The organism is Limnobaculum eriocheiris, from assembly GCF_021010575.1.
In the GTDB taxonomy this organism is placed as follows: domain Bacteria; phylum Pseudomonadota; class Gammaproteobacteria; order Enterobacterales; family Enterobacteriaceae; genus Limnobaculum; species Limnobaculum eriocheiris.
The window spans coordinates 1-12,481 of the sequence record NZ_JAJNAG010000040.1; the positions used below are offsets into that span (position 1 = coordinate 1).

Genomic DNA, 12,481 nt, shown 5'->3' on the forward strand with positions numbered 1-12,481 from the left:
ACCCATCTTAAACGGTTGACCCGCAAGACTATCTGCTTCTCAAAGTCAGAAGAAATGCACGATAAGATCATCGGATGGTATCTGACGATCAATCATTACCACTAAATCTGCGTCACGACCTAAAATTGGAGTGTTGCATTAGCGAAACAAACGACATGAAATGCATCTTAATGGTATGAATATCAGGCTGTTTTAGCATCACTTCAATATAGTACTTGTTATCAATTACCTCATAACTAAATTCGACAACATTCTCATCCAAGTGGAAAAAATCGTGAATTTCAGAATCAATCCACGGATCGGTAATTAGCTCAATGCTGCTAATAATATTATCAACAATTTTGTTGGCCACAGCACACCCCCTCTCATAATTATCCCTTTTATATTAGCAGTATCCGAATAATTTAACAGGAAACCGCAGAATAAAATCTCTGCGGTGCAAAACCCTTGATTGTCCGATTATTAATTCTGCCATTCGGCACATAAAGTTTGATAATTCAGTTGTAACCACTGCAAGGCGATAATTCCCGCCGCATTATCAATAATCCCCTCTTGTACCCAACGATAAGCCTGTTCACGGCTGACCACATGAACACGAATATCTTCATGTTCTTCCGCCAGACCATGAATACCGCTAGCTTTGGAGGAGTCTACTTCACCAACCATAATCGACGACCGCTCACTGGTTCCCCCCGGGCTTGCCAGATAGCTGAGAACCGGCTTGCAACGCCCGATAACAATGCCAGCTTCTTCTTGTGCTTCACGACGAACCACTTCTTCAATATTTTCATCGGGTTCAATCATGCCGGCAACCAGTTCCAGCAGCCAGGGGCTATTGCTGGTTTCCAGCGCCGCAATACGAATTTGTTCAATCAATACCACGCTATCACGAACCGCATCATAGGCCAGTAAAACGCCAGCGTGACCACGTTCAAAAATTTCTCTAACCACGTCGCCACTCATGCTGCCATCAAACAGACGATGGCGAAAACGATATTCCGTCAGCGAAAAAAAACCGCGAAAAAGGGGTTTTAGTGAAATAATTTCCACATCATCCTTACCTAAGGTCACGGGTACTGATTGAGATAACTTCATTATTTCTTTCTCTTTTAGTCGATAAGTGGTCTTATAGCGTTTATCAAGTTTGCTGTACCAGACAGCTTCCTAAGATAAACGCTTAAAATAGGTAAATTTTCTGTAAATAATGCCCGGATGGCACATAAAGCTACCTTTATTATAAGGAATACTCTGGTAGAATTTGCGACTATATTTAATATCTGACCGTAGCAATCAGTCAAAACAACATTACTGCTGTACAACAAGGATCGCCCATGAAAAAACTGCTTCCTTTGATTATTGGTCTTAGCCTGATCGGTCTTAGCACTTCAAGTTATGCCGACAATTTACTGCAAGTTTACCAGCAGGCTAAAAGCAATAACCCTGACTTACGTAAGTCAGAATCTGATCGTGATGCAGCCTACGAAAAAATTAGTGAATCCCGCGGTGCTCTGCTGCCTCAATTAGGATTAAATGCAGGTTATAACATTAACCGTGGTTATCGTGACAACAGCGGCAATAAAAGTGATGTGAGCAGCGGCACTTTGCAATTAAGCCAGACTATTTTTGATATGTCTTTATGGCGCCAGCTTAATATCACCGAAAAGCAAGCGGGCGTTCAGGATGTTTCTTATCAGGCCCAGCAACAAACTCTCATTCTCGATACGGCTACCGCTTACTTTAATGTTTTGCGTAGTCTGGATATTCTTTCTACGACTGAAGCACAGAAAGATGCACTTTACCGTCAGTTAGATCAGGCTCGCCAACGTTTTAACGTAGGTCTGGTTGCCGTTACCGATGTGCAAAACGCCCAGGCACAATATGACCAAACGCTGGCTGACGAAGTGACTGCCCGCAATAATCTGGAAAACTCACTGGAAGTTCTGCGTCAGATTACCGGAATGTTCTATCCGGAACTGAGCTCGCTGGACACCGCGAATTTCAGTACTCGTCGTCCAAATGACGTTAACAGCCTGCTACAGGAAGCAGAAAGCCACAACCTGAATCTGTTAACCGCTCGTCTGGCTCAGGATTTATCCCGCGAACAAATTAAACTGCAACAGACAGGCCATATGCCAACAGTGGCATTCACCGCGTCCAGTGGTCTGTCTAACAATGACTATCGTGGTACCAGCACGCTGGGCCAAGACGATAGCATTAACGGTAACACTACCGCAGGCTTTACGCTGAGTTTCCCGCTGTTTAGCGGCGGTCAGACAAGTTCCCGGGTAAAACAGGCACAATATAACTATGTGGGTGCCAGCGAAGCGCTGGAAAGTGCTCATCGTTCCGTAGTACAGATCGTGCGTTCTTCCTACAATAACGTTTCTGCTTCTATCAGCTCGGTGAATGCATATAAACAAACCGTCGTTTCTGCACAAAGCTCATTAGAAGCCACTCAGGCTGGCTATGATGTAGGTACGCGTACCATCGTGGATGTGTTAAACGCAACCACTACGCTGTATAACGCGAAACAACAACTTTCTAACGCCCGATATGATTATCTGATTAATCAGCTAAACATCAAATATGCGTTAGGTACATTGAATGAAACCGATCTGGATTTACTCAATAAAACGCTGGGTAAACCAGCAACAACTATTCCGGTACTCAAAGTTAAAGAATAACTTTTTATTACCAATATAGTTTCATCTCAATTCCCCCGAACTCGCTGGGTTCGGGGGAATTTTTTTATCTGTTTTTTTAGAGAAACCGCGATTCAGCGCACATTTTTCCCGACTGACACCACAATTGTGGCTAAAGCGTCGATCTTTGCTTTAATTCGTCGTTCATTTCGCCTATCCTAACGGGTACATGCATAAAGGGAATTTCCCTGTCTGGCTCTGGGTTTTCAGCCAAATCACCAACACATTTATGTTCTTTTTATCCTTGTTATTACTCTGAACATAGGTAGGTTATTTTTCTGAAAATGAGTGGAGCCAGCAGCAATATGATTTTTGAATTTAACTCTGGGATTGATAACTCATGAAACGCACTAAACACATCAACCGTGACTCTTTTCGTAAATCCTTCCGTACTTATCGTTTAGCGCCGGTTGCGCTGGCAATAAGTGCTGTATTTATGCTATCGGGCTGCGAACAGGCTGACGAAAGCGTATCCCTGTTCCAGAATGCGGATGAATGTAAACAGAGTAACCCGTCAATGGGCGATCAGTGCACCATTGCTTATAATCAGGCTCTGGAAGAAGCAGCAAAAACGGCACCAAAATATGCCACTAAAGAAGATTGCGTCGCTGAATTTGGTGAATCCCAATGTACTGAAGCGCCTGCTCAGGCCGGTATGACAGCACAGCCACAGCAAAGCAGCATGTGGATGCCACTAATGGCCGGTTATATGATGGGCCGTATGATGGGCGGTGGCTACGGTCAATCGCCACTGTTTACCTCTAAAGCAGCAGGTAGCCCGGCTAATGGCAAATTTGTTGACTCTACTGGCCGTAGCTACGGTAACGCCACCACAGGCAGAACCATGAAAGTGGACAAGAGCGCACTGGCCCCAAAACCTGCGACCACCACAACCGTTACCCGCGGTGGCTTTGGTGAGTCTGTGGCAAAACAAAATACCATGTCACGCAGCAGCGCATCTTCAAATAGCTCATCAACAAAAAGTCGTTCATTCGGTGGCTAAGGTTAATTTTTAATGATTCGTCAATCTATTACCGAACGGCCAAACTGGCGTGAAGTAGCTACTGAATACGGTTTTAATTTTCACACCATGTATGGTGAACCCTACTGGTGTGAAGATGCTTACTATCAGTTTACGCTGGCACAAATTGAAGAGTTGGAGAATACCACCGCAGAGCTGCATCAGATGTGCCTGCAGGTGGTGGAAAAAGTGGTTAACAGTGAAGCACTGTTAACCAAATTCCATATCCCTAAACACTGCTGGGATTTTGTTCGTACCTCATGGAAAACCCAGCAACCGTCACTCTATTCACGTCTCGACCTGGCCTACGATGGTAAAAGTCCTGCCAGGCTGTTGGAGAATAACGCCGACACGCCAACATCTCTGTATGAGACGGCCTTTTTCCAATGGATGTGGCTGGAAGATCAGGTTAATGCCGGTAATCTGCGTCACGATGCCGATCAATATAACAGCTTGCAGGATAAGCTGATTGAGCGTTTTGCCGAACTGAAAGCACAGCATGGTTTTAATCTGCTGCATTTCGCCTGCTGCCAGGACACCGAAGAAGATCGCGGTACCGTACAGTATTTGCAGGACTGCGCTAACGAGGCAGGTTTAGCCAACGAATTTATGTTTATTGAAGAAATTGGGCTGGGTGAAAAAGGCCAGTTTACTGATACCGAAGATCGGGTTATCAGCAATTTGTTCAAGCTCTATCCCTGGGAATTTATGTTCCGGGAGATGTTCTCTACCAAACTGACGGACGCCGGTGTACGTTGGTTAGAGCCTGCATGGAAAAGCATTATCTCCAATAAAGCACTGCTACCGCTGCTATGGGAGATGTTTCCAAATCACCCTAACCTGCTACCGGCCTATTTCGCCGGAGAGTCGCATAATCTGAACCACTATGTTTCCAAACCGCTGTTCTCGCGGGAAGGTGCCAACATTCAGATTATCGAAAATGGTCAGGAAGTCTGTAAAGTCGATGGGCCTTACGGTGAAGAGGGAATGATCATTCAGCAATTCCATCCGTTACCGCGTTTTAACGACAGCTACACCCTGATCGGTAGCTGGCTGGTAGATGATGAGCCTTGCGGTATTGGCCTGCGGGAAGACCATAGTTTAATAACTCAGGACCTTTCGCGGTATTATCCGCACATTATATTAGACTAATGTGTTTGATAAAAACCCATTGATTCCGAGTAAATTTCGTCCACTAATAGTGTCGAGTTCAAATAGGCCATCGTGTAAGTGGCCGAGTCAAGGGGGCTAGCGAGCCCCCTTAACAATCCCGCGCTTTCGCACCCGAATCCAGGTCGCTACGCGACTCCCCTCCGCCTTCATTCGGGCTTACGCACCGGCGCTGCTTAGCCTGACATCCATGTCAGGCGTGCTACCCTCATTCAGTTGTCGGCTGAATTCCAGTGCTCATAAAGGTCAAAAAACAAAACCTATCCCACTTTAACCGACAACATACTCAACGAGCCCATCACAATACCATCCACCGGTATGCTTACAGGTTCGTTATCTTCCCGCGCTCCCAGCACATACAGCAACGGTAAATAGTGTTCCGGTGTCGGGCAGGCCAGATGAGCATCCGGATTGTCCATAAAGTTAACCAACGGATGGTTATCCCCCTGCCAGATCAGATTATCACGTACAAAGTTATCGAAGCGTTCGGCCCAATCAAAAGGCTGCTGATTGCCCTGCCATCTGGCCATACGCAGGTTGTGCACAACGTTGCCGCTGGCAACAATTATGACCCCTTCACGACGCAAAGCAGCCAATTTTTTCCCCAGTTGGTAGTGATAGGCTGCCGGTTGCGTAGCATCAATGCTTAACTGAACCACCGGAATATCAGCATCCGGATACATTTTTATCAATACACCCCATGAGCCATGATCCAGCCCCCACTCGGTCATATCCGCAATAACGGGAATCGGTGCCAGTAGCTCCTGAACCCGGGCAGCCAGTTGAGGTGAACCTTTTGCCGGATATTGGGTGTCAAATAGCGCCTGCGGAAAACCGCCAAAATCATGAATAGTTTTGGGGTGTTCCATCGCCGTCACCGCTGTTCCACGAGTATACCAGTGGGCTGAAACCGCAAGAATGGCTTTAGGACGCGGTAAACTGCTGCCCAAATGGCGCCATGTCTGTGTATAGCTATTTTCTTCCAGTACATTCATTGGGCTACCGTGCCCCAAAAACAGGGCGGGCATTAAGCTGCTGTTCATTATTTTTCCTCTGTTTTTAGTTCAGGTTGATTATCCTGATAGCTGATGCTATCTACTAAGGCAGACTAATCCATCAGAAAACCAATCCGGGTTAAAATTAATTGTTCATTCTGATGAGCATGTGTTGTAACGATAGGTGATATCTTAAACTTTATCCCGTTGTTTAAAAGAGGATAAGCCTGACAGACAGCATCAAAAATACTGAATGACTGGTGATTTATTCGCCCTATTAAATAAATCGCTATTGTATATTCGATATTTCTGTCAGGTTTGCTATCATCGGCGATGATAATAATTCTCATATGAGAGGTTCTATGTCAGTTCCACTAATTCTTACTGTACTTGCCGGAGGCTCTACCTTTATAGGTGCTTTTCTGGGGATTATTGGTCAAAAACCATCGAATCGCGTACTGGCGTTCGCTCTGGGATTTGCCGCAGGTATTATGCTGTTAATCTCCCTGATGGAAATGTTACCGGCATCACTCAATACCCCAGGAATGTCGCCGGTATTGGGGTACAGTATGTTTATTATTGGGCTACTGGGCTACTTCCTGCTGGACCGCATGCTGCCTCATCAACATGCTCACGATCTGACACCGGGGAAAATGCCCTCTCGCAATCTGAGACGCACCGCGATTTTACTCACTTTAGGCATCAGCCTGCATAACTTCCCTGAAGGTATCGCCACCTTCGTAACCGCCAGTACTAACTGGGAACTGGGTCTGGGAATTGCGCTGGCGGTTGCTATTCATAACATTCCGGAAGGTTTGGCCGTAGCAGGCCCCGTGTATGCTGCCACTGGCTCAAAACGAACAGCCCTGCTCTGGGCTGGACTTTCCGGGGTGGCTGAGATTGTTGGAGGTCTGTTTGCCTTCCTGCTGATTGGACCAAACGTTTCTCCGATCATTATGGCCTCAGTCATGTCGGCCGTTGCCGGAATTATGGTGGCTCTGTCGGTTGATGAGCTGATGCCATTAGCCAAAGAAATCGACCCTAATAACAATCCAAGCTACGGTATTCTTTGTGGCATGTCGGTGATGGGATTAAGTTTGATGATGTTACAGTTATGGACTGTAGGGTAATTTATTCTTTTTGTTTTTTTATTAGAACCTGAGAATATTTCGGCCGTAAAAACGATGTTGCCCAAATCACCTTCGTGCCCGGCCGGAAGATCGTCTGCACTTAGCTGTAGAGTACGCCGGGCCTGGCCGGGTTAGGGGCAGTTATGAAACACCGTAAGGTGTTTCACCCTGCGGGCCAGCGCAAGCGCTGTTCAAACAGGCTTTGTCATCAGTCATAATAAAAGCCGCTAATGCGGCTTTTATTATCAATATAACCATCAGCTGGCTTTTCTGGCGTGCTGCTCAATATACATCACCAGATCTTCAATGGTTACCACCGGCATATTATGCTGCTTACCAAACTCAATAACCTGCGGCGCGTTCGCCATGCTGCCATCGTCATTGGTCAGTTCACAAAGTACACCTGCCGGTTTAAAACCAGCCAGAGTAACCAAATCAATTGTTGCTTCAGTATGGCCACGACGGGTTAATACTCCACCGGTACGGGCACATAATGGAAACACGTGGCCAGGGCTATGCAGGCTGTTAGCCGTAGCGCCATCCGCAATAGCGGCACGAATAGTCGTAATACGGTCAGAAGCTGAAACGCCGGTAGTGACCCCTTCGGCAGCTTCGATAGTGACGGTGAACGCGGTCTGGTAACGGCTGGAGTTAGCCGGCACCATCATTGGCAAATTCAACTGTTCACGGGTTTGCTCATTGATACACAAACAAACGATGCCACTGCCATGGCGAATGGTCAGCGCCATTTGCTCAACGGTCATGGTTTCAGCGGCAAAAATCATGTCGCCTTCGTTTTCACGGTTTTCATCGTCAAGTACCATAACGCCACGGCCATTGCGCAATGCGTCCAGCGCAAGTTCAACGCGAGCAATGGGGGTACCGAATTCGGAAAGTAGTGTCTGATTCATGGTAAAATAACCTCTTAATTAATATGGATTACCAGAATCAGGGCAGCTTAGGAAGCAGGCTAAAAGCCTAAAATAACGTAAGGCGAGCGAATGCCCGACCATTGTCATTACTCTCTCCCATCCGGACTATAACCGTCGGCCCCGGAATTACACCGGATCTGCTGACCTTGAAGCTGACTTTCATCAGACTCAAGCGCTCGCGGGCTTTCATGTTGCCATCAGGCTTGATGATTTACCGCCGGTGGGGATTTCCACCCCGCCCTGAGAATAAGCGTTTCTACTATAACGCTTATCAATAGCAGGGGCAATACAGACAAGGGAAATCTTAGCCACGGAAAGTTGACAGATCCAAGACACTCCGCTATCAAATGTTTATACTCTGCAAAACAAACAGTAAACTAGCGGTTATCTCTTAATCAGTGGGATTAAATAAGATGCCATCAACCATCAAAGGTAGACCAATGATCGACCCGAAGAAAATTGAACAGATAGCTAAACAAATTCACGAATCTATGCCAAAAGGCATTCGCGAACTGGGCGATGAAGTCGAGAAAAAGATCCGCCAGGGGCTGCAAAATCAGTTGGCAAAGCTGGATGTGGTCAGCCGTGAAGAGTTTGATATTCAGACTCAGGTTCTGCTAAGAACCCGCGAAAAATTGAATGCATTAGAAAAGCGACTGGCAGAGCTGGAAGCCAAAGGCAATCAGGAATAGTCCTGCCTTCTGAGCGCATTAGTGAAGTCATTTGATTTCACTAATGCGTATACCATTATTCTGCGGGAGCTTCCGCAATATGTTTTCTCCGTGGCAGTACCAGCCATAACAGCGCAAACATCACTACCGCATACAGCGTCTTCCAGCCAATCATCACCAGCAATAAAACACAAAGTGCAGTACCGATAAACGACATCACTCTGGAACTTCCTTTCAGCAGGCGACAGCCCGACAGCATACAAAGCAGGTAGATAAAGACAAAGATGCCATTGGCATACACAATCAGTGCATCCAACTCCAGGGAGAAGTAGTCCGCCGCCAGCGATGACACCAGACAACACAGCAATACTAATGACAATGCATTTAGCGGTGAACGGGAACGGGAAAGTTGCGCCACCCAGGCTTTAGGCTTCTGCTCATAAGTTTGCGACCACACCAGACGCGCAAAGCTTTGAGTATAGATATTCAGACTGGCAAAGCAGGCCAGATAGCCAATAATACAGGCCACCCATAACGCATGTTCACCAAAGAGCTGAACCACAATTGATGGCAAAGAAGCCGATGCCGCCATCTCACCGCCATAAGAGTGGAATGCCAATACCGCCGCGGTACAACCCCAATAGACACCGCCTGCTACCAGCATGCCTATCAGCAACGCCCGGGGGAAATCACGTTCCGGATTGCGAAACTCTGCCGCCAGATGGGCAAATGCCTCCAGACCCACAAAGCACCAGAACATCACCGCCAGCGCACTAAACATCGGACTGGCTGATAATGTACTTAGCGCAGGCCATTGGATGGAGGCGGGCGTAATTCCGCCTTTCCACCAGATTGCCGCCACCATCGCCACAATCAGGCCAGCAATGATGACCTGCACATTGGCGCTGGAACCGGCGCTGCGCATTCCCAGCAACAGGATCACCAACAGAGTACCCAACTGTACCAATAACAGCCCTGCATGTTCTAACCCAAATGCCGCCTGCCAGAAACCTGAGGCTATCTGTAACGCTGCGGGTAACCCGACCGGAATCACGGATAAAAACAGCCAACCGGTCACTCGCGCCATATGAGGGCCAAATGCCAGGCTGACAAAATGAGCCGCGCCACCCGCGTTAGGGAAATGGCGCCCCAACGCGGCAAAGGCGATAGCAATAGGAAAAACCAGAATGATTAAAACAGGCCAGGCCCACAGGCTACCGGAATCGGCGATCTGTGCGGCCAGTGCAGGCACAGCAAATACGCCCGTACCCAACAGCGATGTCGAAAGCAGACCGACTCCCTGAACTAACCCCAATTCCTGTTTTAATCCACTCATAGAGGACTAATTATCCGCGTTCCATAATCGTTTTAATGATATTGCTGGTTGAACAACCATCTTCAAAGTTCAAAACGCGCACATCACCACCTGCCGCCCAAACCTCTTTACTGCCGGCAATATCTTCTGGCTTATAGTCACCGCCTTTAACCAGCAGGTCAGGAAGAATATCAGCAATCAGTCGTTGAGGCGTATCTTCCTCAAAAGAGACGACCCAGTCGACGGACTCCAGCGCACCCAGCACAATCATACGCTGTGCCAGCGGATTTACCGGGCGAGTTTCCCCTTTTAAACGACGAGTGGAAGCATCGCTGTTAACCGCCACAATCAGACGGTCTCCCAGTTTACGGGCATTCGCCAGATAAGAAACATGGCCCGCATGTAAAATATCAAAGCAGCCATTGGTCATCACTACTTTCTCACCGCGCTGGCGAGCATGAGCTACCGCTTGTTTCAGCTGTTCTTCATTCATTACGCCAAAACCGGTATCGGCTCTGCCACGAATGGCGTTTTCCAACTCAATAGGGGAAACCGTTGAGGTTCCCAGCTTACCAACCACCACGCCAGCAGCGGCATTTGCCATAAAGCAGGACTCCTCCAGCGTCAGACCTGCTGCCAAACTAACGGCCAGCACGCCAATTACCGTATCACCGGCACCGGTAACGTCATACACTTCCTGTGCCTGAGTCGGCATATGGAAAGGCTCTTTGCCCGGTTGTAGCAGCGTCATACCATTTTCTGAGCGGGTAATCAGTAACGCACTAAACTCAAATTGCTCAATTAGCGCCATACCCCGACTAATCAGTTCCTCTTCGCTTTTACACTGTCCAACTACCGCTTCAAACTCAGACAGGTTAGGCGTTAACAGCGTAGCACCTCGATAGCGTTCAAAGTCCGTCCCTTTTGGGTCGATCAAAACCGGAACACCGGCTTCCCGCCCCAGCGCAATCAATGACTGAACCGAAGCCAGCGCGCCTTTAGCATAATCAGACAACACCAGTGCCCCTAAGCGAGGCAACGCTTGCTGCACCCGGTCCAGAATCGGCTGAGAATCTACATTCTCAAAACCTTCTTCAAAATCGAGACGCAATAACTGCTGATTTCGGGAAAGCACCCGCAGTTTGGTAATTGTTGGATGAGAAGCCACCGTCACAAAGTCACATTTAACGTTCACTTCATTCAGCTTATCGTTCAATACCCGTGCTGGTTCATCCAGTCCGGTTAACCCCACCAAACGCGACATACCGCATAACGAGGCGATATTCATAGCAACGTTTGCTGCACCGCCGGGACGATCTTCTACCATATTGACTTTAACTACCGGCACCGGGGCCTCAGGTGAGATCCTGCTGGTTGGCCCATGCCAATAGCGATCGAGCATAACATCACCGACAACCATTACGCTGGCACGGCTAAAATCGGGTAACATGACTTTCATCCCATACTCCATAAACGAGGACAGCATATATTGTTATGCAGTTTATCATAATCACATCGTAAAATAGGAATGAGATAAAAATACCGTTAAACTGTCAGCCCCGTTTTTTTAAACTATTGGACAATAATTTTCTAATTCGATTTGTTATGTCAAAAAATCAAGTACTCCCGGAATTTAGCCGGGAACTGTTACACCCCCGCTACTGGCTGCTCTGGTTCGGTATCGCTTTTTTATACCTGATCGTTTTGCTGCCCTATCCCTGGATTAATAGCCTGGGACGCGGTTTAGGCCGTTTCGCTATGCGCTTTATGAAGCGTAGAAAGATGATCTCACGCCGCAACATTGAACTCTGCTTTCCAAATATGACCGAAGCAGAGCACGAAGCCTGGATGATCAAAAACTTTGAAGCCACCGGATTAGCGGTATTTGAAACCGGTATGGCCTGGTTCTGGCCCAACTGGCGTATTAAAAAGTGGTGTACGATTCAGGGAATAGACAATCTGGATGTAGGAGCCCGGGAAAACCGCGGGGTCCTGGTGATTGGTATACATTTTTTAACGCTTGAGCTTGGTGCCCGAATTATTGGCATACACCGTCCCGGAGTAGGTGTTTACCGCCCTCATGACAACAAACTGATGGACTGGCTGCAAACCTGGGGAAGATTGCGCTCCAATAAATATATGCTTGACCGCCGCGATGTAAAAGGCATGATTCGCTCGCTTAAAAAAGGCGAGCTGGTTTGGTATGCCCCGGACCATGATTACGGTCCCAAAAACAGCGTATTCGCCCCTTTCTTTGCAGTGGAAAAAGCGGCTACCACTATTGGCACCTCAATTTTAGTCCGTATGGCTAATCCGCTATTGGTCCCATTCATTCCTAAACGGAACGATGATAATCAGGGATATAGTTTGATTGTACAGCCGCCGCTACAAGGCTTTCCAACGGATGATGAAGTTGCCGCAGCCACCTTTATGAATCAGGCGATTGAACAGCAAATCCTGCTGGCCCCAGAACAATATATGTGGCTACACCGTCGGTTTAAGACTCGCCCGGCGGGCGAGGCATCGTTATATCAATAAGCTATCG

12 protein-coding genes and 1 riboswitch are annotated in these 12,481 nt (G+C 47.6%); of the genes, 7 read left to right on the top strand and 5 right to left on the bottom strand.

Annotated elements, in window-relative coordinates; all coding sequences use genetic code 11:
* Positions 1–105 (top strand): IS1 family transposase (locus LPW36_RS13990; protein WP_230609480.1); only part of this gene is annotated, 105 nt, incomplete at its 5' end.
* A gap of 357 nt (positions 106–462) precedes the next feature.
* Here the strand turns inward: LPW36_RS13990 and nudF are convergent.
* Entirely contained in the window at positions 463–1,095 is a 633-nt protein-coding gene (gene nudF / locus LPW36_RS13995; RefSeq protein WP_230610615.1) for an ADP-ribose diphosphatase, read from the bottom strand.
* A gap of 236 nt (positions 1,096–1,331) precedes the next feature.
* Here nudF and tolC point away from each other — a divergent pair, with 236 nt between their 5' ends.
* The 3 genes from tolC (at position 1,332) to LPW36_RS14010 (ending at position 4,875) form a co-directional block, all read left to right on the top strand.
* The gene (gene tolC / locus LPW36_RS14000) at positions 1,332–2,684 is read left to right on the top strand and encodes an outer membrane channel protein TolC (RefSeq protein WP_276574014.1); all 1,353 of its coding nucleotides are present in this window, start codon (positions 1,332–1,334) and stop codon (positions 2,682–2,684) included.
* A gap of 358 nt (positions 2,685–3,042) precedes the next feature.
* Complete coding sequence (locus LPW36_RS14005) at positions 3,043–3,705, top strand: DUF1190 family protein (protein ID WP_230610617.1); 663 nt, start codon at positions 3,043–3,045, stop codon at positions 3,703–3,705.
* Positions 3,706–3,717: 12 nt separating this feature from the next.
* Complete coding sequence (locus LPW36_RS14010) at positions 3,718–4,875, top strand: glutathionylspermidine synthase family protein (protein ID WP_230610619.1); 1,158 nt, start codon at positions 3,718–3,720, stop codon at positions 4,873–4,875.
* Between the two features lie 278 nt (positions 4,876–5,153).
* On the opposite strand, the gene ygiD is transcribed toward LPW36_RS14010, so the two are convergent.
* Positions 5,154–5,936, bottom strand: a complete 783-nt coding sequence (gene ygiD / locus LPW36_RS14015; protein WP_230610621.1) for a 4,5-DOPA-extradiol-dioxygenase — start codon at positions 5,934–5,936, stop codon at positions 5,154–5,156.
* Between the two features lie 314 nt (positions 5,937–6,250).
* On the opposite strand from ygiD, the gene zupT reads away from it, so the two are divergent.
* Positions 6,251–7,018, top strand: coding sequence for a zinc transporter ZupT (zupT, locus tag LPW36_RS14020; RefSeq protein ID WP_230610622.1), 768 nt, complete (start codon positions 6,251–6,253; stop codon positions 7,016–7,018).
* A gap of 257 nt (positions 7,019–7,275) precedes the next feature.
* Here the strand turns inward: zupT and ribB are convergent, their stop codons facing one another.
* On the bottom strand, positions 7,276–7,929 hold the full coding sequence (gene ribB / locus LPW36_RS14025; protein ID WP_130592616.1) for a 3,4-dihydroxy-2-butanone-4-phosphate synthase: 654 nt from the start codon (positions 7,927–7,929) through the stop codon (positions 7,276–7,278).
* Positions 7,930–8,034: 105 nt separating this feature from the next.
* A riboswitch (FMN riboswitch) is annotated at positions 8,035–8,202 on the bottom strand.
* A 188-nt stretch (positions 8,203–8,390) separates the two neighbouring features.
* On the opposite strand from ribB, the gene ubiK reads away from it, so the two are divergent.
* The gene (gene ubiK, locus LPW36_RS14030) at positions 8,391–8,642 is read left to right on the top strand and encodes a ubiquinone biosynthesis accessory factor UbiK (RefSeq protein ID WP_130593733.1); all 252 of its coding nucleotides are present in this window, start codon (positions 8,391–8,393) and stop codon (positions 8,640–8,642) included.
* Positions 8,643–8,697: 55 nt separating this feature from the next.
* Here the strand turns inward: ubiK and yjeH are convergent, their stop codons facing one another.
* Both yjeH and hldE read right to left on the bottom strand, forming a co-directional pair.
* Positions 8,698–9,957, bottom strand: a complete 1,260-nt coding sequence (yjeH, locus tag LPW36_RS14035; protein WP_230610624.1) for an L-methionine/branched-chain amino acid transporter — start codon at positions 9,955–9,957, stop codon at positions 8,698–8,700.
* A 10-nt stretch (positions 9,958–9,967) separates the two neighbouring features.
* Positions 9,968–11,395: a bifunctional D-glycero-beta-D-manno-heptose-7-phosphate kinase/D-glycero-beta-D-manno-heptose 1-phosphate adenylyltransferase HldE gene (gene hldE / locus LPW36_RS14040; RefSeq protein ID WP_230610626.1), complete on the bottom strand. Its 1,428-nt coding sequence runs from the start codon at positions 11,393–11,395 to the stop codon at positions 9,968–9,970.
* A gap of 146 nt (positions 11,396–11,541) precedes the next feature.
* Here hldE and LPW36_RS14045 point away from each other — a divergent pair, with 146 nt between their 5' ends.
* The gene (locus LPW36_RS14045; protein WP_230610628.1) at positions 11,542–12,474 is read left to right on the top strand and encodes a Kdo(2)-lipid IV(A) acyltransferase; all 933 of its coding nucleotides are present in this window, start codon (positions 11,542–11,544) and stop codon (positions 12,472–12,474) included.
* Positions 12,475–12,481: the final 7 nt, after the last annotated feature.

Excerpts from the sequence above, each read along its gene's own strand:
- nudF (WP_230610615.1), bottom strand. The coding sequence starts at position 1,095 with ATGAAGTTATCTCAATCAGTACCCGTGACCTTAGGTAAGGATGATGTG.
- tolC (WP_276574014.1), top strand. The coding sequence starts at position 1,332 with ATGAAAAAACTGCTTCCTTTGATTATTGGTCTTAGCCTGATCGGTCTT.
- LPW36_RS14005 (WP_230610617.1), top strand. The coding sequence starts at position 3,043 with ATGAAACGCACTAAACACATCAACCGTGACTCTTTTCGTAAATCCTTC.
- LPW36_RS14010 (WP_230610619.1), top strand. The coding sequence starts at position 3,718 with ATGATTCGTCAATCTATTACCGAACGGCCAAACTGGCGTGAAGTAGCT.
- ygiD (WP_230610621.1), bottom strand. The coding sequence starts at position 5,936 with ATGAACAGCAGCTTAATGCCCGCCCTGTTTTTGGGGCACGGTAGCCCA.
- zupT (WP_230610622.1), top strand. The coding sequence starts at position 6,251 with ATGTCAGTTCCACTAATTCTTACTGTACTTGCCGGAGGCTCTACCTTT.
- ribB (WP_130592616.1), bottom strand. The coding sequence starts at position 7,929 with ATGAATCAGACACTACTTTCCGAATTCGGTACCCCCATTGCTCGCGTT.
- ubiK (WP_130593733.1), top strand. The coding sequence starts at position 8,391 with ATGATCGACCCGAAGAAAATTGAACAGATAGCTAAACAAATTCACGAA.
- yjeH (WP_230610624.1), bottom strand. The coding sequence starts at position 9,957 with ATGAGTGGATTAAAACAGGAATTGGGGTTAGTTCAGGGAGTCGGTCTG.
- hldE (WP_230610626.1), bottom strand. The coding sequence starts at position 11,395 with ATGAAAGTCATGTTACCCGATTTTAGCCGTGCCAGCGTAATGGTTGTC.
- LPW36_RS14045 (WP_230610628.1), top strand. The coding sequence starts at position 11,542 with ATGTCAAAAAATCAAGTACTCCCGGAATTTAGCCGGGAACTGTTACAC.